The sequence below is a fragment of the Actinomadura meyerae genome, from assembly GCF_900188445.1.
In the GTDB taxonomy this organism is placed as follows: domain Bacteria; phylum Actinomycetota; class Actinomycetes; order Streptosporangiales; family Streptosporangiaceae; genus Spirillospora; species Spirillospora meyerae.
The window spans coordinates 333,197-352,121 of the sequence record NZ_FZOR01000002.1; the positions used below are offsets into that span (position 1 = coordinate 333,197).

The 18,925-nt window shown below is 74.0% G+C and carries 19 protein-coding genes; 4 read left to right on the forward strand and 15 right to left on the reverse strand.

The genetic code is table 11. From position 1 onward, the window contains the following. Positions 1 to 42: 42 nt before the first annotated feature. The 3 genes from CHF16_RS04385 to CHF16_RS04395 all read right to left on the reverse strand — a co-directional run bounded on the left by CHF16_RS04385 (position 43) and on the right by CHF16_RS04395 (position 2,087). Positions 43 to 744: a demethylmenaquinone methyltransferase gene (locus tag CHF16_RS04385; protein WP_089324574.1), complete on the reverse strand. Its 702-nt coding sequence runs from the start codon at positions 742 to 744 to the stop codon at positions 43 to 45. An 86-nt stretch (positions 745 to 830) separates the two neighbouring features. After that, entirely contained in the window at positions 831 to 1,070 is a 240-nt protein-coding gene (locus CHF16_RS04390) for a DUF4229 domain-containing protein (RefSeq protein ID WP_179271379.1), read from the reverse strand. A 45-nt stretch (positions 1,071 to 1,115) separates the two neighbouring features. Then, complete coding sequence (locus CHF16_RS04395; protein WP_089324575.1) at positions 1,116 to 2,087, reverse strand: threonine ammonia-lyase; 972 nt, start codon at positions 2,085 to 2,087, stop codon at positions 1,116 to 1,118. 247 nt (positions 2,088 to 2,334) lie between these two features. Here CHF16_RS04395 and CHF16_RS04400 point away from each other — a divergent pair, with 247 nt between their 5' ends. Continuing rightward, positions 2,335 to 2,538, forward strand: a complete 204-nt coding sequence (locus CHF16_RS04400) for a BldC family transcriptional regulator (protein ID WP_021593176.1) — start codon at positions 2,335 to 2,337, stop codon at positions 2,536 to 2,538. Between the two features lie 105 nt (positions 2,539 to 2,643). On the opposite strand, the gene CHF16_RS04405 is transcribed toward CHF16_RS04400, so the two are convergent. The 9 genes from CHF16_RS04405 to CHF16_RS04450 form a co-directional block, all read right to left on the reverse strand. Continuing rightward, positions 2,644 to 2,916 (reverse strand): hypothetical protein, encoded by a 273-nt coding sequence (locus CHF16_RS04405; protein ID WP_089324576.1) that lies wholly within the window; start codon positions 2,914 to 2,916, stop codon positions 2,644 to 2,646. A gap of 44 nt (positions 2,917 to 2,960) precedes the next feature. Next, entirely contained in the window at positions 2,961 to 3,983 is a 1,023-nt protein-coding gene (locus CHF16_RS04410; RefSeq protein WP_089324577.1) for a hypothetical protein, read from the reverse strand. Between the two features lie 278 nt (positions 3,984 to 4,261). Then, positions 4,262 to 5,260 (reverse strand): c-type cytochrome biogenesis protein CcsB, encoded by a 999-nt coding sequence (ccsB, locus tag CHF16_RS04415; RefSeq protein WP_089324578.1) that lies wholly within the window; start codon positions 5,258 to 5,260, stop codon positions 4,262 to 4,264. A 4-nt stretch (positions 5,261 to 5,264) separates the two neighbouring features. Then, positions 5,265 to 6,986 carry a cytochrome c biogenesis protein ResB gene (gene resB / locus CHF16_RS04420; RefSeq protein WP_089324579.1) on the reverse strand — a complete coding sequence of 574 codons (1,722 nt, stop codon included), beginning with the start codon at positions 6,984 to 6,986 and terminating at the stop codon, positions 5,265 to 5,267. A 1-nt stretch (position 6,987) separates the two neighbouring features. Then, the gene (locus tag CHF16_RS04425) at positions 6,988 to 7,731 is read right to left on the reverse strand and encodes a cytochrome c biogenesis CcdA family protein (RefSeq protein WP_089324580.1); all 744 of its coding nucleotides are present in this window, start codon (positions 7,729 to 7,731) and stop codon (positions 6,988 to 6,990) included. Then, on the reverse strand, positions 7,728 to 8,318 hold the full coding sequence (locus tag CHF16_RS04430; RefSeq protein ID WP_245868203.1) for a TlpA family protein disulfide reductase: 591 nt from the start codon (positions 8,316 to 8,318) through the stop codon (positions 7,728 to 7,730). Before CHF16_RS04430 ends, CHF16_RS04425 begins: the two co-directional genes overlap by 4 nt. A 48-nt stretch (positions 8,319 to 8,366) precedes the next feature. After that, positions 8,367 to 9,005 (reverse strand): histidine phosphatase family protein, encoded by a 639-nt coding sequence (locus tag CHF16_RS04435; RefSeq protein WP_089324581.1) that lies wholly within the window; start codon positions 9,003 to 9,005, stop codon positions 8,367 to 8,369. Between the two features lie 73 nt (positions 9,006 to 9,078). Further along, positions 9,079 to 10,995: a serine/threonine-protein kinase gene (locus CHF16_RS40785; protein WP_143227871.1), complete on the reverse strand. Its 1,917-nt coding sequence runs from the start codon at positions 10,993 to 10,995 to the stop codon at positions 9,079 to 9,081. Between the two features lie 86 nt (positions 10,996 to 11,081). Beyond that, complete coding sequence (locus CHF16_RS04450) at positions 11,082 to 12,020, reverse strand: LysR family transcriptional regulator (protein ID WP_089324582.1); 939 nt, start codon at positions 12,018 to 12,020, stop codon at positions 11,082 to 11,084. Positions 12,021 to 12,093: 73 nt separating this feature from the next. Between CHF16_RS04450 and CHF16_RS04455 the strand changes: the two genes are divergently transcribed. Next, entirely contained in the window at positions 12,094 to 13,011 is a 918-nt protein-coding gene (locus CHF16_RS04455) for an EamA family transporter (protein ID WP_089324583.1), read from the forward strand. Position 13,012: 1 nt separating this feature from the next. Beyond that, positions 13,013 to 13,882, forward strand: a complete 870-nt coding sequence (locus CHF16_RS04460; RefSeq protein WP_089324584.1) for a dihydrodipicolinate synthase family protein — start codon at positions 13,013 to 13,015, stop codon at positions 13,880 to 13,882. A 13-nt stretch (positions 13,883 to 13,895) separates the two neighbouring features. On the opposite strand, the gene hemL is transcribed toward CHF16_RS04460, so the two are convergent. Further along, complete coding sequence (gene hemL, locus CHF16_RS04465; RefSeq protein WP_089324585.1) at positions 13,896 to 15,191, reverse strand: glutamate-1-semialdehyde 2,1-aminomutase; 1,296 nt, start codon at positions 15,189 to 15,191, stop codon at positions 13,896 to 13,898. 100 nt (positions 15,192 to 15,291) lie between these two features. Between hemL and CHF16_RS04470 the strand changes: the two genes are divergently transcribed. Next, a complete protein-coding gene (locus CHF16_RS04470; protein ID WP_143227872.1) occupies positions 15,292 to 16,965 on the forward strand; it encodes a serine/threonine-protein kinase in 1,674 nt (557 codons plus the stop codon). A gap of 1 nt (position 16,966) precedes the next feature. Here the strand turns inward: CHF16_RS04470 and CHF16_RS04475 are convergent, their stop codons facing one another. Next, a complete protein-coding gene (locus CHF16_RS04475) occupies positions 16,967 to 17,557 on the reverse strand; it encodes a bifunctional DNA primase/polymerase (protein ID WP_245868204.1) in 591 nt (196 codons plus the stop codon). 381 nt (positions 17,558 to 17,938) lie between these two features. Beyond that, entirely contained in the window at positions 17,939 to 18,922 is a 984-nt protein-coding gene (hemB, locus tag CHF16_RS04480; RefSeq protein WP_089324588.1) for a porphobilinogen synthase, read from the reverse strand. Between the last annotated feature and the right edge of the window lie 3 nt (positions 18,923 to 18,925).

Consider the following 18,925-nt stretch of genomic DNA (forward strand, 5'->3'; position numbering starts at 1 on the left):
GGTCTGACTTTGGACCGGTCCGAACGGCGCCCGCCGCCGTGGTCAGCCGGGATTGACCGCGTGGTGCATCGCGGCGACCCCGAACGTGAGGTCGCGCCACCGCACCGCGTCCCAGCCCGCGTCCTGGATGAGCCGGGCCAGGCCCGCCTGGTCCGGCCACGCCAGCGTCGACTCGGCGAGGTAGCGGTAGGAGTCGGGATTGGAGCTGACCCGCGCCAGCAGCGGCAGCCCGTACTTGAGGTGCGCCTTGTGGCCGAGCGCCAGCAGCGCGTTCGGGGGGTGGCTCACCTCGCACACCAGCAGCCGGCCGCCCGGCCGCGCGACCCGGCGCAGCTCGCGCAGCGCCCGGCCGGTGTCGGCGACGTTGCGCAATCCGAAGGAGATGGTGACGGCGTCGAACGAGCCGTCGGCGAACGGCAGCGACAGCGCGTCGCCCGCCACGAAGCTCAGCCCCCGCACCCCCGCCTGCCGCCGCACGCCGACGCGCAGCATCCCGAGGGAGAAGTCGCACGCCACCGTGTCGGCGCCCGCCTCGGCGAACGGCACCGAGGAGGTGCCCGTCCCGGCCGCGAGGTCGAGGATCCGCTCGCCCGGCCGCGCGTCCAGCGCCCGGACGGCCTCCCGCCGCCACCGCCGGTCCTGCCCGCCGGTCATCAGCGTGTTCAGCAGGTCGTACCGCTCGGCGGTGCCGTCGAACATCGCCGCGACATCGGCGGGCTTCTTGTCAAGAGAGGCGCGGGTCATGACCCCACCCTAGAGACTGCCCGGACCCGCGCGCGCCCGTGGTCCCCCCTGGTTCGGCTACCGGCGGACCGGCTCGCCGGGAGCCGTCAGGCGTCCTCCTTGGTGAGGGACTCCTGGTACTTCCGCCGGCCCGCGCGGAAGCCGCGGGTGACCGCGGCGGACATGCGGTCGCGCTGCGCGGACAGCAGGACATAGCTGACGACGCCGCTGATCAGCAGGGCGAGCAGCAGGAGCAGGTAGCCGCGGGCGCCGAACAGCGCCAGCACGCCCGCGGTCGCCGCGAAGATCGCGAGCCGCGCGACGGTGTAGAGGATGACGGAGCTCATGGCCCTTCGAGGTTAACCCCGCCCGCGCGCGCTCCGGCCCCGGGGTCACCTCAGCACGTCGAGGAGGAGCGCCGGGTCGACGTTGCCGCCGGACAGGACGGACACATAGGTGCGCCCGGCGGGGAGTCCGGCGCGGTGGTGCAGGTAGGCGGCGGTGGCGACGGCGCCGCCCGGTTCGGCGATCAGGCGGGCCTCGCGGGCCAGCCGGCGCATCGCGCCGCGGATCTCGTCCTCGGTCACGGTGACGATGCCGTCCACCTGGGCGCGCATGTGCGCGAACGGCAGGTCACCGACCCGCTGGACGCGCAGCGCGTCGGCGAGGGTCCGGCCGGTCTTCTCGGCGTCCCAGGTCACCGGCCGTCCGGCCGCCAGGGAGTCGCGGGCGTCGGCGGCCAGCTCCGGCTCGACGCCGATCACCTTCGCCTCGGGGCGCAGCGCCTTGACGGCGGCGGCGACACCCGCGATGAGGCCGCCGCCGCTGACCGGGACGAGGACGACGTCGACGTCCGGGCGGTCCTGGACGATCTCCAGCCCGACCGTGCCCTGCCCGGCGATGACCCGCGCGTCGTCGTAGGGCGGGATCAGCGTGAAGCCGTGCGCGGAGGCGAGCTGTTCCGCGGTGGCGGCGCGGGCCTGCCCGGTCGGCTCAACGTAGACGACCTCGGCGCCGAGCGCGATGCACCGCTCGACCTTCACGCCGGGGGTGGTGTGCGGCATGACCAGGACGGCCTTGATGCCGAGGGCGCGGGCCGCGTAGGCGACGGCCTGCGCGTGGTTGCCGCTGGAGTGCGTCACGACCCCCGCCGCGCGCTGCTCCTCGGTGAGGGAGGCGATCGCGGCGTAGGCGCCGCGCACCTTGAAGGCGCCGATCGGCTGCAGCGACTCGGCCTTCACCAGCAGCGCCGGCTCGGCGGAGGCGGGGTCGCGGGGGAACGGGACGAGCGGGGTCCGGACGGCGACCCCCGCGATGCGCTCGGCGGCGCGCTCGATCTCCGGCAGCGAAACAAGATCGGACATGGTCTCGAAGACTACTTCGCACGCCGCGGACCGGGGGCGCCGCAACCCGTTTCGCCCGTGACCTGGCAGGTCAAACGGGGTCAGAGCGAGTGCGGTGACGGCAGCGGCGAACACCCAGCGCGATCGCTCCTGCTCGGGAAACTACGGTCGGTGATCTTTTCCGAAAACAAGGGAGAAATCGGTCTTGACCCGCCACACTGTAAACAGTCCACCCGCGCCGAGAGCGGGACAAAGGGGGAGAGAAAACGTGGAGAGCACGAGCGAGCGCCTGCTGACCCCAGGGGAGGTCGCCGCCCTCTTCCGGGTCGACCCGAAGACGGTCACCCGGTGGGCCGCCGCGGGCCGTATCAGCAGCATCCGCACTCCGGGAGGCCACCGGCGCTTCCGCGAGTCCGAGGTGCACGCGCTGCTGCGCGGCGAGGAGCCCGTCGCCGAGCATTCGGCCCGCTGACGAGGCTCTGGCCGCCCGGACCGCCGCGCCACCGACGGTCCCTTCCAGCCGGGCGGCCGGGGCATCGCACCCGCTCCCCGGGGGCGCCCCCGCGGTCCCTCGCGCTCAGTCCTCCGCGTCCCCCTTCCACTCCTCGAACCTGCGCAGCAGGTCCGCGTCCTCGTCCCGCCAGCGCCGCCGCCGCTCCGCCAGTTCCTCCTCGGTGAGCGACTCGGTGAGCAGCCGCTCGTAGTCGGGGTCGTCCGGGCCGATCTCGACGTAGGCGTCGGCGATGATCCGCCCCTCGGGCGCCTCGGCTCCGGGCTCGGCGCCGTCCGCGCCCGCGATGGCACCGTACGGAACCCGGAGCGTGCCGTCGGGGAGCCGGATCACGTACATCGTCGATCACCCTCGCCGTCTGCCGTCGCCGTCGTCACGGCTTCCTAGATCCCGTACTCGCGGTTGAAGAAGAGCATGACCTCAAGGGCCGTCCTGATGTTGCCGGCGAGCATATCCACGAGCGCGGGCCGCTGCCGGGAGGAGATCGCGGCGAAGGCGTCGGCGAAGAACTCGCGGCGGCCGAGCGCGCCCGGCTGCTTGTGGAAGGCGCTCGCCAGGTGCGGCAGGCACTCCTCGTACAGCCTGCGGAACGCGGGGCTGTCGGAGGTCCACTCGCCGTCCTCGCCGTCGATGTCGTCGAGGGCGTGCCCGACCTCGTGCAGCATGACGTCGGGGGTCGGGGACGGCCGGTCCCCCACGACGATCTTGCGGTCGCCGTAGGCGCCGGCGCAGATGTCCCAGGTCGCGCGGCCCGACGGCAGCGGCCGGTCGCGCAGGTGGCCCATGTCGTCGAGCTGCGGGACGCCGCCCGGCCCCACGTAGATGCCGTCCAGCCCGGACGCGAGCTTCTCCTTCAGGGCCTCGGGCAGCGACGCCAGGCTCTCCACCGCGCCGATCACCTCGGGCGGCGGCGGGCCGTCCCGGACGTCCCACTGCCGGTGCAGGACGCCCTCCAGCACGCCGCAGTGGCGGCGGCCGTCGGCGGCGTGCGGCATGCCCGGCGGGTGCGGCTCGGCGCGGAGCCGGTCGTCGTCCAGCTCGAAGTCGCTCCACGAGTAGTCTCCGGCGCGCGGCCGCCCGAGCCCGCGCCGCGCGAGGCGGCCGGTCAGCCCGCGCGGGCCGCCGGCGGTGTCCAGGGCGCCGTCCGGCCCGGCGGCGTCCGGGCCCTCCACCGCGAAGTCGTCGTCGCGGCCCGCCTTGCGGAACCGGCCGAACCGGTCGCGCGGCTGGTTGCTGCGCGGCCGCGTCCGGCCCGAGTCGGGCGGGGACGAGGCGTAGGCGAGCTCGTCCCGGCCGCCCTCCCGGCCGGCGCCGTCCCGACCCGCCTCGGATCGGAACCGGCCGCCGCGGAGCACCTCCCGGGCCCGCTGCTCCCGGGGTTTGCGGTGGACGCCTTTGAAGCGCATCGGGCTCCTCTGTCCGCGGGACCCGCGGAGTATCGAGCGGCGTTCGCCGCAGGACCGGGTCCCCGGAGGCAGGGTAAGCCGGAACCCGACATTCCGTCATCCCCGCGAGTCACACGAGGGAGCACGCGAGGGGACGAAACGGGCACAGCGCACCCCCCGGTTCGCTCCGCCTAGGCGTACTTTTCGAGGGGGGACGACCCCCCACACCCCCCGGTTCGCTCCGCTCAAGCGTACTTTTCGAGGGGGGACGACCCCCCACACCCCCCGGTTCGCTCCGCTCAGGCGTAGGAGTGCAACCCAGAGAACATGTAGTTCACACCGAAGAAGTTGAACATCAGCGCGGCGAACGCGACCAGCGACAGGATCGCGGCCTTGCGGCCCTTCCACCCGGCGGTGGCGCGGGCGTGCAGGTAGGCGGCGTAGATGATCCAGGTGATGAAGGACCAGATCTCCTTCGGGTCCCAGCCCCAGTAGCGGCCCCACGCCTGGTCGGCCCAGATCGCGCCCATGATGATGGCGGCGGTCCAGATCGGGAAGGCGAACGTGGTGACCCGCATCGACAGCCGGTCCAGGGCGTCGGTCGACGGCAGCCGGGACAGCACGCCGCCCGCCGCGGCGCCGCCGCGGGTCTGCGCCCGGTCCTTCACCAGGTAGAGCAGGGTCGCGGCGCCCGCCACGGTGAACGCGCCGGTCGCGATGATCGCGGCGGTCACATGCAGGGCGATCCAGTAGGAGTTCAGCGCGGCGGTGACCGGGCCGACCGAGTCGTAGAGCCAGATGTTCGCGACGCCGAGCGCGACGGCCGCGGCGATCATGACGAACGCGCCGAGGAACCGCGCCCGGTAGCGGACGAGCACGACCAGGAACGCGGTGACGGCGGCGAACGCGATCGCGGTGAGGAACTCGTACATGTTCCCCCACGGCCAGCGGTTCGCGGCGAGGCCGCGGGTCACCAGCACGCCGAGGTGGGCGCCCCAGCCGAGCACGTTCAGCAGGATCGCGAGCCGCGCCCAGTCGGCGCGGACGCGGCCCGGCTCCTCGGCGCCCGGCTCGGCGGTACCGGGCTCCGCCGTGACCGCGGCGTCGTCCGCGACGGCCTCGGCGCCCGCCGCGCCGACCAGCACCTTCGCGGGCTCCGCCTCCGCCGGGGCCGCCGCTTCGGCGCGGCGGCGGCCGAAGCCCAGGTCGGCGGCGTAGGCGACCATCGCGACGATGTACATCACGACGGTGGTCAGCATGAGCTTGTCGCTCAGGTTCGCGAGGTCGGCAGTGCTCACCTCGTCACTCCTTCGGTTCGGGCGCCGACCCGGACTCCTGGTCGGCGTCGGGATCGGGGCCGGACTCGGGCTCATCGGATCCGGGCTCGGGGGCGGGCCCGTCCGCCGGACCGCGCAGCGCGGTCACGATGTCGTCGAACTCCGAGGTCGGGTTCCCCAGCGTGAGACCGCCGACCTCCACCACCGTACGCCCGCCCTTCCCGGCGCTCGCACGGACCCACACCCTGCGCCGCCGGACCATGAACGAGGTCGCCACGCCCAGCACCGCGAGGATGGCCGCGACCAGCGCCGGGATGCGGCCGGGGTCGCGGTTGACCGACAGGCTCGTCCACTCCTTGAGCCCGTCGAAGGTGACCGAGCCGGCGCCGTTCGGGAGCGTGAACGTCTCCCCCGGCTCCAGCAGCTTCTGGCCGCCCTTGACCGGCTGCAGCGTCTTGCCGATGCCGTCCAGCTTGTAGACGGACTGGGGGGTGCCGTTGTCCAGGCCGATGTCGCCCTTGAACGCGGTGATCGTGACGACGGGCCGCAGCGGCGCCGGGAACGCCGACACGATCTGCTTGCCGTCCTGGCTGGCGACCGCCGTCGGCCACAGGATCGCGTAGAAGGCGAGCTGGTCGGGCTGCGCGTCGGGGACCTTGATGACGCCCTCGGACGTCAGGTTGCGCGGCTCCATCTCCAGGAAGGGCACGGTGTCCTGGAAGGCGACGTCGCCCTTGGCGTCCCGGACGGTGAACGCGGGGGCATAGCCGTGGCCGAGCAGGTAGACCTTCGCGCCACCGACCTTCAGCGGATGGTTGATCTTCAGGTCGTACGGCTTCTCCTTGCCGTCCGGGCTCTCCCGGTACCTGATCCGCGCGTTGAAGTCGGTGGCCAGGCCGCGCTTCCCGCCCTCGGTCTCGTACCGGGCCTTGAAGTCGTCCAGCGTCATCGTGAACGGCGCCAGCTCGCCGCTGCTGAAGGCTCGTCCCGGTTCGAACTGGTCGTACAGGCTGAGCGAGTTCGCGAACGTCTTGCCCTCGGTGAGCAGGACGTTCCCCCGGTACCCGAGCAGGTTGCCGAGGCCGAGCGCGAACAGCAGCGCGAGCAGCGCCAGGTGGAACAGCAGGTTGCCGGACTCGCCGAGGTAGCCCTTCTCGGCGGCGACTGAGCCGCCGGACTCGTCCACCCGGAACCGGCGCCCGCGCAGCGCCGTGCGCGCCTCGGCGAGGACCTCCTCCGGGGACGCGTCCGTCTCGTACGACGCCGACTGCGGCAGCCGGCCGAGGTTGCGGGGCGCCGCGGGCGGGCGGGCGCGCATCGACTTGTAGTGCTGGACGGCGCGGGGCAGCACGCAGCCCGCCAGCGACACGAACAGCAGGATGTAGATCGCCGCGAACCAGGGCGCGGCGAACACGTCGAACAGGGAGAACCGGTCGAGCCACGGCCCGAGCGTCCGGTGCTCGTCCAGGTAGGCGACGACCTTCTCCGGCGCCTGGCCCCGCTGCGGCAGGATCGACCCGGGCACCGAGCCGAGCGCCACCAGGAACAGCAGGATCAGCGCGGTGCGCATGGTGGTGAGCTGCCGCCACCCCCACCGCAGCCAGCCGAGCGGGCCGATGCCCCTCGGGTGCGGCGCCTCCCCCGGCGCCCGCCGCGCGGCGGGCGCCTCGGTACCGGACTCGCGGGGCTCGTCCGCGCGGTCCTCGCCGTCCTCGCGGTCCTTGAGGTCGTCCTTGATGTCAGTCATCTCAAATCACCGGTTCGAAGCCGCTGATCCACGACTTCAGCTCGATGGTCAGGTCACCCCACAGGCCGCTCACCAGCAGCACCCCGATGAGGACGAGCATCCCCCCGCCGATCCGCATGACCAGGGGGTAGTGGCGCTTCACGGCGCCGAACGCGCCGAGCGCCCTGCGGTAGGCGATCGCGGTGAGCACGAACGGGAGGCCGAGCCCGACACAGTACGCCAGCGACAGCAGCGCGCCGCGCTCCGCGCTCGCCTCGGTGATCGCGAGGCCCTGCACGGCGCCGAGCGTCGGCCCGATGCAGGGCGTCCAGCCGAGCCCGAACAGGACGCCGAGCAGCGGCGCGCCCGCGAGCCCCGCCGCCGGGAGCCTTCCCGACTTCACCGTCCGCTGCAGGCCGGGGATGAAGCCCATGAACGCCAGCCCGAACACGATCGTGACGGCGCCGAGCACGCGGGTGATCGTGTCCTGGTACTCCAGCAGCCACCGGCCCAGCCCGCCGAAGACCGCGCCGTAGCTGACGAACACGAGGCTGAAGCCCGCGATGAACAGCAGCGCCCCGGCGAGGAGCCGCCCCCGCCGCTGGTCGGCGAGGTCGGCGCCGGTCATCCCGGTCACGTACGACAGGTATCCGGGGACGAGCGGCAGGACGCACGGCGAGGCGAACGAGACGAGCCCGGCGAGCGCGGCGAGCGGCGCCGCCGCCACCAGCGACCCGCCGACCACCGTCTCGCTGACCGTGCTCACTTTTCCTGGACGACCTTGGCGACCAGGGGGTTCAGCTTGGAGTACGTCGTCGCGCCGATGATGCGGGCGGCGACGCGGCCCTGCCGGTCGAGGACGAGGGTGCTCGGGATGGCGCTCGGCGGCACCTCCCGGAACGCCAGCGTGACCTGGCCGTCCGCGTCGAACAGGCTCGGGTAGGTCACCTTGAACTTGCGCTCGAACGCCTGGCCGTTGGCCTTGGAGTCCTTGAAGTTGACGCCGAGGAACTCGACGCCCTTCGCCTTGTTCTCGGTGTAGACCTGCTCCAGCGACGGGGCCTCGCCGCGGCACGGGGCGCACCACGACGCCCAGAAGTTGACGACGACGACCTTGCCCTTGAACTCCGACAGGTGGAACGCCTTGCCGTCGAGGCGCTGCCCGGAGACGTCCTGGAGGCCCTTGCGCGCGGCGGGCTTGTACTCGGTGACGTTGCCGTCGCCGGCGATGAAGCGGTTGTCGCCGCCGTCCGGCCCGCTCCCGGAGGCGCCGGTGCCGGCGCAGCCGGCCAGCAGGCCGCACAGCGCGGCGGCGGCAGCGGCGGCGCGCAGCGGGGAGACTCGGGGGCTCAACGGACCCTCCTACTACTACAAGACGTAGTACACAACTTAGCGGTGCGGTCAGGCACCCGCGACACTGGGGCCCTTCGCGATGCCGGCGGCGGGCTCGCAGTAGGCAACCTCCACCAGCCGGCTGCCCTCGAACGTCAGGCTCGTCAGGCTTGCCAGCCCGCATTCGCGGCGGCCCGGGTGGTGCCACAGCCGGCGGTGCTCGGCGTGCAGCCGCAGGATCCAGATCGGCAGCTGGTGGCTGACGCACACGGCCTCGTGGCCGCGCGCCGCCTCCCGCGCCCGGATCACGGCGGCGCGCATCCGGGCGGCGAGCTGATTGTACGGCTCGCCCCAGGACGGCTTCAGGGGGTTGACCAGGTGGCGCCAGTGCTCGGGGCGGCGCAGCGACCCGGCCCCGGCCCCGAACGTCAGGCCCTCGAAGTGGTTGTCGGCCTCGATCAGACGATCGTCCACGGTGACGGGCAGGTCCATCGCGTCCGCGAGCGGTGCGGCGGTCTCCAGCGCGCGCTGCATCGGCGAGGAGAACAGCGCGGTCACGTCCCGGTCGGTGAACCATTTGGCGGCGGCCTTCGCCATGAGGACCCCGTCCTCGCTCAGCCGGTACCCGGGCAGCCGCCCGTACAGGATGCCCTCGGGGTTGTGCACCTCACCGTGCCGGAGCAGGTGAACGATCGTCGTGTCAGTCATCGCGGTCAGGTTACCCGCGCCCGCCGCCCGCCCCGTCCCCCGGTCCCGCCGGGGAGACGGGGCGGCCGGGCGGTCAGATGCGGGTGGACGCGACGAACGCGCTGATGGCCTTGGCGGCCCGGTCGAGGTCGGCCTTGGCGGGCTTCGCGTCCTCCAGCCGCTGGGTGTACCAGTAGAACAGCGCGGCGTCGCAGATCGCCGCCTGCGCGGCGGGGGCCGTGCAGGTGATCGGCCAGGTCAGGCCGCGCGGCGTCAGGACGGCCAGCACCGCCTTCACGGCGGGCGAGGGCGGAAGATCGTCGGTCCCGGGACCGCGGCTGAGCACCGCCTGGTAGCCGGGCACGCCCGTCTCGAGCGGCTGCCGCGTCGAGAGGATCGACGTGCACTCCTCGCCCTGCGCCCGCTCGCGCTGCGCCTGGGGGGAGTCGGGGAAGTACTCGCAGAGCTGGATGCGGATGCCCCCGACCGAGCCCTGCCAGTTCTGCTCGACCAGGGCCGTGCCGAAGTCGCCGACCGAGCTGGCACCGGAGTTCGCGCCGACCGACGACTCGCACCGCTTGCCCGCCGGTCCGATCAGCAGCCCCTGCCCGGAGCTGTAGACGGCGGCGTTCTTCGGCAGCTTGATCTGCGCGGGGAGCGTCACCTTCGACGGCCCGTCCGTCGGAGTGATCACGGCTCCGGGCGCCTGGGTGACGCACGGCTTCACATCCGCGACGGCGGCCGCGACGACGGTCGGCGAGGGGCGCGGCGAGGGATCCTTGCCGCCGGTCACCTGCTGGACGGTGACGGCGCCCGCCCCGACGACCGCGGCCGTGCCGACCGCGGCGGCCGTGATGCCGAGGCCGCTGCCGAGGAACGCCTTGATCGCCGAGCCCGCGGCGACCTTCCCGGCGGCCGACGCCGTGCCCGCCCCGGACACCCCGGCGGCTCCGGACATCCCGGCGACCCCGGTCGCGGCGCCGGTCCCGGCGGCTCCGGCCGCCGCACCACCGGCCGCCGCACCACCGGCCGCCGCGCCTCCCGCCGCGGACGCCGCACCCGCGGCCGAGGCCCCGCCGGCGGCCGCGGCGCCCGCCGCACCCGCCGCGCCCGCCGCGCCCGGCATCAGCCAGGCGGCGAGCGGGAACAGCGCGGCGAGCGCGACGGCGCCCGCGGACAGGGCGTGCACGCCCCGCGCCTCCCAGTCGCGTCCGTAGGCGGCCTGGGCGGTGCGCTCCAGGTCGTCCACGAACGCGGCGGCCCCGGCCGGACGGTCCTCCGGCGCCTTGGCCATGCCCTGCAGGACGAGCGGCCGCAGCGGCTCGGGCACCGGGTCGACGGGGATCTCCCCGGTGAGGTGGGCCCGCATCAGCTCGGCGCGCCCGCCGCCGTAGGGCCGCTGCCCGGTCACGCACTCCACGAAGACGCACGTCGCGGAGTACACGTCCGACCTGGGGGTCGCGACGTGCCGGCTCCACTGCTCCGGCGCCATGTAGTACGGGGTCCCGGCGCCGCCCGCCTCCTCACCGGCGGGCGTCGCGATGCCGAAGTCGACGAGGCGGCTCCGCCCGTCCGCCGGGACGACGACGTTCGCGGGCTTGTAGTCGCGGTGGACGACGCCGACCGCGTGCGCGGCGGCCAGCCCCAGCAGCGACCCCTTGAGGACGGCCAGCGCCGCCTCCGGGCCGAGCGCGCCGTGCCGTGCCAGCACCTCCTTGAGGGAGACGCCGTCGACGGCCTCCATCACGATCGCGGCGGTGTCCGGCCCCTCGACGAGCTGGAAGAGCCGCGCCACGTGCGGGCTGTTCGCGCGGCCGAGCATGAGCGCCTCGTGGCGCAGCCGCTCCCGGTCGGCCTCGTCCGCCCGCGCCGCCAGGTACTTGATCGCCACCGGGGTGCCGGACGCGTCGTGCCGGGCGAGCACGACCCGCCCCTGGGCGCCCGCGCCCAGCTCCCGCACCTCGGTGTACCCGCCGACCCGCCAGGGGCCGGCCCGCCACTCGCCTTCCATGATCGCGAAAACCTACCGAACAACGTTCGCCTTCGGCGACCCGGGCGGACGCCGGGGCGGACCGGAAGAGGCCAGGCCGTACCAGATCAGGCCGGCGCGGGAACCTCGGCGCGCACGCCGGTGGGCAGACCGGCCGGGACCGCCGCGCGCAGCGCGGTGACGGCGGCGCGGATCGCGGGACGCCGGGCCGCCTCCTCCCGCCACACCGCGTACACCCGGCGCGACAGCGGCGCGGACAGCGGCACGATGGCGACGCCCGGCGGCACGTCGCAGCGGCCGAGGCGCGGCAGGATCACGTTGCCGAGCCCGGCCGCGACCAGGGAGAGCTGCGTCGCGAACTCGTAGGCCATGTGGTCGATGCGGGGCTCGCTGCCGGCGGCGCGCAGCGTGCGCAGCAGCCAGTCGCAGCAGATGCTGTCCGGCACGGAGCTGATCCACGGGTCGCCGGAGAGCTCGCCGAGGTCGATCGCGGCGCGCCCGGCGAGGGGGTGGTCGGCGGGCAGCGCCACGTCCGCGACGTCGTCGCAGATGACGCCCTTGTGCAGGCCCTCGGGCAGGGGCAGCGGCTCGTTGTTCCAGTCCTGGACGACGGCCATGTCGAGGTCGCCGCGCGAGACGAGCGGCATGCTGCGCATCGGGTCCTCCTCGCGGAGCAGGACGCGCAGGTCGGGGTGGTCGGCGCGCAGGGCGCGCAGCGCGCTCGGCACGAGCCCGCGGACGGCGGTGGGGAACGCGGCGAGGGTGAGCTGGCCGACGACGGAGCCGCGGTGCGCCTCCAGGTCGGCCTGCGCCTGCTCGACGAGGGACAGGATCCGCTCGGCGTGGGCGACGAGGAGTTCGGCGGCGTCGGTCAGCCGGACGCCGCGGCCGTTGCGCTCCAGGAGCTTCTGCCCGGTCTCCCGCTCCAGCTTCGCGAGCTGCTGGGAGACGGCCGAGGTGGTGACGTGCAGGACGTCGGCGGCGGCGCTCACCGAGCCGTAGGTCGCGACCGAATGGAGGGCGCGGAGCCGTTCCAGATCAAGCATGAAGCAATACTAAAACGAGATGTCAAGAATTTCTCGCTTGTCCTAAAGAAAATGGCGGGGGCACGATCGGGGGATGAGATCCCGCCACATCCTGCTGGCCACCGTGATCGCGGCGCTGTGGGGATTCAACTTCGTGCCCATCAAGGTAGCGCTGGACGACTTCCCGCCGCTGCTCATGGCCGCCCTGCGCTTCACCGCCGCCGCGCTGCCCGCCGTGTTCTTCGTCCGCCGGCCGCCGGTCGCCGCCCGCTGGTTCGTGCTGATCGGGGTGCCGCTCGGCGTCGGCCAGTTCGGGCTGCTGTTCCTCGGCATGAACATGGGCATGCCGGCGGGGCTCGCGTCGGTCGTCCTCCAGGTCCAGGCGATCTTCACGGCGCTGTTCGCGGGCGCGCTGCTGGGCGAGCGGCTCGGCGCCCGGCAGATGGCGGGCATGGTCGTGGCGTTCTGCGGCGTCGCGCTGCTCGGCGCGGCGCGGGCGGAGGGCGGCTCCCCGGCCGGGGCGTTCCTGATCTGCCTCGGCGGCGCGGCGGCCTGGGGGCTGGCGAACGTCGGGATGCGGCGGATGAACCAGGCCGCCCGGGAACCGGTCGACGCGTTCGGGTTCATGGTGTGGATGTCGCTGGTGCCGCCGCTGCCGCTGCTCGCGCTCTCGCTGATCTTCGAGGGGCCGGGGGCTCTGCCGGACTCCGCCCGGCACCTGTCGGTCCCCGGGGTCGCCTCGCTCGCGTTCATCGCCTACGTCGCCACGCTGTTCGGCTTCGGCGCGTGGGGGTGGCTGATGCGCCGGTACGAGGCGGGGACGGTCGCCATGTACTCGCTGCTCGTCCCGCCGTTCGGGCTCCTGTCGGCGGCGCTCCTGCTGGACGAGCGGATGACGGCGGTGCAGCTCACCGGCGCCGCACTGATCATCGCGGGGGTCGCGGCCGGGACGATCCGGCTGGGGCGGCCCCTCGCCGCCCTCCGCCGGTACCGGGCCCGGGAGGTGAGCTGACGTGCGCGGGATCCACGCCTCGCTCGTCACGCCGTTCACCCGCGCCGGCGAGGTGGACGCCGCGTCCCTCGAACGCCTCGCCGCCCACTGCCTCGCGAACGGCGTGGACGGGCTGGTCGCGCTCGGCACCACCGGCGAGGCCGCCCTGCTCACGCCCGAGGAGCGGCGGACGGTCCTGGAGGTGTGCCGGGACGTCGCCCGCGGGTCCGGCGCGCCGCTGATCGTCGGCGCGGGGACGATGGGCACCGCCGACTCGGTCCGCCAGGCCCGCGAGCGCGCCGCGTTCGCGGACGCGCTGCTGGTCGTCGTCCCGTACTACCTGCGCCCGTCGGACGAGGCCGTCGTCGAGCACTTCGCCGCCGTCGGCGCCGCCGTGGACGTCCCGCTCCTCCCGTACAACATCCCGTACCGGACGGGGAAGGCGCTGCCCGCCGAGACCCTCCTGCGGATCCTCGCGCTCGACTGCGTGGCCGGGATGAAGCACTGCGCGGGCGGCATCGACCACGACACGCTGACCATGCTGGCGTCCAGCCCCGGCAAGGCCGTCCTCTGCGGCGACGACGCGTACATCTACCCGATGCTGCGGCTCGGCGCCGCAGGAGGCATCGCCGCGTGCGCGTGCCTCGCGCCGTCCGCCTATGCGGCCATGGCCCGCGGGGACGGGACGGACGGCCTCAAGCTCCACAACGCGCTGCTCCCGATGGCGCAGGCGCTGTTCAGCGAACCTGCGCCCGCCGTCCTCAAGGCGTGCCTGGCCGAGGCGGGGCTGATCGACGACCCGGCGGTGCGCGCACCCCTGCGCGCACCGCACCCCGAGTCGGTGGCCACCGCCATGGCGGCCTTCCACGCTCTCCCGGACGGCGCCCTCTAGGACGGGGCGCCCTCTAGGACGACGCCTGGGCGGCCGCTCGGGCGGCGTGCGGGAGGGCGTCCAGGACGCGTCCCAGCGCCTCCTCGTCGTGCGCCGCCGACAGGAACCACACCTCGTACGCCGACGGCGGCAGGTACACGCCGCGCTCCAGCGCGGCGTGGAAGAACGCGGCGTACGCCTTGGTGTCCTGCCGCTGCGCGGCGGTGAAGTCGCCCACCGGCGCGTCGCTGAAGAAGACCGAGAACAGGCTGCCGGCGTTCTGCCGGACGTGCGGGACGCCCTCGCGCTCCAGCGCCTCCGACGCCGCCTTCCCGACGATCTCCGCCGACCGGTCGATGGCCGCGTACACCTCGGCGGTGGCGTTGCGCAGCGTGGCGAGCCCGGCGGCGGTCGCGAGCGGGTTCCCCGACAGGGTGCCCGCCTGGTAGACGGGCCCGGCCGGGGCGAGGTGGTCCATGATGTCGGCGCGGCCGCCGAACGCGGCGGCGGGCAGCCCGCCGCCCATCACCTTCCCGAACGTCACCAGGTCGCCGGCGACGCCCTCGATCCCGAACCAGCCGGACGCGGACGCGCGGAACCCGGTGAGGACCTCGTCGATCACCAGCAGCGCGCCGTGCCGCTCGCACAGCCGCTTGAGCAGCGCGTTGAACCCCGCCAGCGGCGGCACGACGCCCATGTTGCACGGGACGGCCTCGGTGATGACGCACGCGATGTCGGGGCCGTGCTCGTCGAACGCCGCCTCCACGGCGGTGACGTCGTTGTAGGGCAGGATCAGCGTGTCCGCGGTCGTCGCGCCGGTGACGCCGGGCGTGTCGGGCAGCCCGAACGTGGCGACGCCCGACCCGGCCGCGGCGAGCAGCGCGTCCACGTGCCCGTGGTAGCAGCCCGCGAACTTCACGATCTTGGTGCGTCCGGTGTAGCCGCGCGCCAGCCGGATCGCCGACATCGTCGCCTCGGTCCCGGAGTTGACCAGCCGGACCTTCTCCACCGGGGCGCGCGCCACGATCTCCTCGGCGAGCTCCACCTCGCCGGGCGTGGGCGCGCCGTAGGAGGTGCCGTGCCCGGCCGCGTCCCGGACCGCCTCCACCACGGCCGGGTGCGCGTGCCCGAGGATCAGCGGGCCCCAGGAGCACACCAGGTCGACGTAGGTGTTCCCGTCGGCGTCCGTCAGGTACGGGCCCCGCCCGGACGCGATGAAGCGGGGCGTCCCGCCGACGGCGCCGAAGGCCCGCACCGGGGAGTTGACACCGCCGGGCACGACCCCGGCGGCACGGTCGAACAACTGCCGAGAGCGATCGAAATCAGTCACGGTTGCAGTCTCTCAGTTGCAGTTCGGCGACTTGCCTTGACCTCGCGCCGTACGGGCCGATATTCCACCAAGTACGACATCGGAGGGATGGGCTTTCAACGTGGTTGACGGCTGGACGGTCCCGGGCTTCACCCACGAGCGGGAGCTCGGCGGGGGCGCCTCGGGCCGGGTGGTGCTGGCGGTCGACGACCCGACCGGCACGAAGGTCGCGATCAAATACCTCGACGGCGCGCTCGCGGCCGACGAGGCCTTTCTGACGCGGTTCCGCGCGGCGGCGCGTCCCCTGTCCCAACTCGAGGACCCCAACGTGGTCGACTTCTACGACTTCGTGGAGTCCGCGGAGGGCGCGGCGATCGTGATGCAGTGGGTCGAGGGCGTCAGCCTGCGCCGGGTTCTCGCCGCGCAGGGCCCGAGCGGGCCCCTCGCGGCCCTGTCGCTGCTCGGCGGCGTCCTCCTCGGCCTGGCGGCCGCGCACGAGCGCGGCGTCGTCCACGGCGCGCTGCGCCCGGCGAACATCCTGGTCGACTCCGACGGCAACGCCCAGCTCACCGACTTCGCGACCGCGCCCGCCGGCACCGAGGTGCGGTCCGGCGCGCAGTACGCGGCGCCCGAGCTGTGGGACGGCGAGCCCGCCACCGTCGCCACCGACCTGTACGCCGCCACCGCGGTGTTCTTCGAGTGCCTCACCGGCCATCCCCCGTACGCGGGCCGCAACATGGCGCGGCTGCACCGCGAGGCGGCCATCCCCGCCGAGGAGGTGCCGGGGCCGCTGCGGACGCTCATCCACCAGGGCCTCGCGAAGGACCCGGAGCACCGCCCGAAGTCCGCCGCCGACTTCCTCGGCGCGCTGGAGGACGCGGCCGTCTCCGCCTACGGCCCGTCATGGGAGGCGCAGGGCCGCGGCCGGCTCACCGAGCTCGCCGCGCAGGCCGCGCTGCAGCCCGAGCCGCCGAAGCCGAAGCCGTCCCGCAGCAGCGGCCGGAACCCGGTCGTCGCCGGCAAGCAGCCCGGCCGCCGGTCCCGCGCGCCGTGGGTGGCCGCGGCCGTCGCCCTGGTCGTCCTCGCCGGGGGCGGCGCGGGCGCGGCGACGCTGCTGAAGAAGGACGACAAGGCGCCGCCGCCCGAACCGGTGCCGACGCCCGCGCAGAGCAGCAGCCCGCAGCCGGCGCTGCCGGCCGGCGGGGTGAACCCGGCGCCGCTCATCGAGCGGATCGACCGGGCCGTCGCGCAGACCCCGGGCGCCGCGTTCAGCTACTGGCAGACCGGCTGCTGCGGCTTCCCCCTCACCGGCAAGGGCACCCTCGGCCCCGCGGCCTACTCGATGACGATCGCCGGGTCGGGCGGGGTCCGCAAGCCGGTGCGCGCCGTGATCGTCGAGGACCGGCTGTACGTGCGGGCGGGCAAGAAGTGGCGGCCGGCGGCGTTCGGCACCCGCGGCTACCCGGCGGTGGCCGACCAGGTCCGCCAGGGCAGCTCCGTCGCGAACCTCACCACCCTGCTGCGCACGGCGACGAAGCTCACGAAGTCGGGTGCGGTCTACGAGGGCGAGGCGCCCGCCGCGAAGCTGGCGGAGGCCCCCGGCGTGGGGCCCCTGTACGCGCGGATGGCGCAGGCGACCGGCGCCGAGCGGATCACCTTCGCCATCAAGCTGGACGCCCGGCAGCGCCCCGTCCGGTTCTGGGTGCGGGCCGGCGCGGAGAAGGGCCGCAACCAGGTGCAGCACGGCTCCTACACGAAGTGGGGCGCCGAGCCCGCCATCAACGTTCCGCGCTGACTCAGGCGTCCTCGCAGGCGTCCGCGAGGACCTCCAGCAGGCGCAGCGGGTCGGGCAGCGAGTCGCGCTCCGGCGGCCGCACCCAGGCCACCTCGCGCCCGTACGGCAGCACGGACGGCGGCGCGACCACGTAGCTGTCGCGGCAGTGCCACCGCATGCCCGGCGTCTCGGCGACGTCCTCCGGCAGGGTGTCGAGGTGGCACGACCACCACTCGTCCTCGTCGACCGGGGCGCCGCGGGTCGCGACGAAGAACAGGTACCGCTCGTCCCCGAACGACGCGACCGGACCGACGGGAAGCGCGTCCCGCTCGATCCGGTCGAGGGCGATGGCGCCGGCGGCGGCCGGGACGTCGAACACGTCGAAGACCCGGCCCGTCGGCAGGATGATGTTGGCCTGCGGGCGCTTCCCCCACCAGCGCCCGATCACGTCGGGGTCGACGCTGGCCTGGTGCGCCCAGGCCGCCGATACCGGGTGCGCGCCGGGGTCGGGACACCCGATCCGGTCGCAGGAACACGCCCGGTCGGCGCCGACGTGCGCGCCCGGATAGCAGGGCCACCCGAGGGCCGCGTACTCCCGCGCGACCGCGGCCATCCGGTTGTTCCGTGCCGCCTTCTGTCGCCTGTGCCCAGTGACCGCCAGCATCTCGCCCCCCAATAGCCCAAGGTCGCGCGTGGGTTCCTTGGTTATCGATGATGCCCGCCCGCGTCACCCGCAGACACGGCAACCCCCTAGAAACGACCCTAAGTAACTAGGCCCCGTCCCGCACGTCACGCATCGCACGTCACGCAGTGCACACGGGTCGTGCGGCCGGAGGGCGCCCGGAGGCCGCAGGACCCGCCGAGCCGGGCGACCGGAGCGACACGTCAGCGACCCGCACGGTCACGGCGACCCGCACCGTGGCGTGAGGATCGACCGGCTCGTGACGGGGGTTCCAGGGGGTCGCCCCCCTGGGCTAACAGAGCCCCCTGGGAATCAGCGCACTCTCTTCGCGACTTCAGTGGCCCAGTAGGTCAGGATCATGTCGGCGCCGGCGCGGCGGATGGCGAGGAGGGATTCCATGATGGTGCGGTCGCGGTCGATCCAGCCCTTCTCGGCGGCGGCCTCGATCATGGCGTACTCGCCGCTGACCTGGTAGGCGGCGAGGGGGACGTCGACGGTGTCGCGGACGCGGCGGATGATGTCGAGGTAGGCGCCGGCGGGCTTCACCATGACCATGTCGGCGCCCTCGTCGATGTCGAGGAGGACCTCGCGGATCGACTCGTCGGCGTTGGCCGGGTCCTGCTGGTGGGTGGACCGGTCGCCGAACTGGGGGGCGCACTCGGCGGCCTCGCGGAACGGGCCGTAGTACGCGGACGCGTACTTCACCGAGTAGGACAGGATCGAGACGTCGGCGTGGCCGGAGGCGTCCAGTGCCTGCCGGATCGCGCCGACCTGGCCGTCCATCATGCCGGACGGGCCGACCACGGCGGCGCCGGCCTCGGCCTGCGCGACCGCGATGGAGGCGTAGCGCTCCAGGGTGGCGTCGTTGTCGATCTCGCCCGCGTCGGTGAGGATGCCGCAGTGCCCGTGGTCGGTGTACTCGTCCAGGCACAGGTCCGTCATGATCACGGTGGCGTCGCCGATGTCGGACGCGAGGTCGCGCAGGGCGAGCTGGACGATCCCGTCGGGGTCGTCGGCGGCGGAGCCGGTGCCGTCCTTCACCGCCGGGATGCCGAACAGGATGACGCCGCCGACGCCGGCCTCGGCCGCCTCGTGCACGGCCTTGCGCAGGCTCTCGCGGGTGTGCTGCACGACGCCCGGCATCGACGTGACCGGCTGCGGCTCGGTGATCCCCTCCTTGACGAACATCGGCAGGATGAGGTCGGCCGGCGCGAGCCGCGTCTCGGCGGTCAGCCGGCGGAGGGCGGGCGTGCGGCGCAGCCGCCGCGGACGTGCGACGGGAAACTGTGCGGACATGGG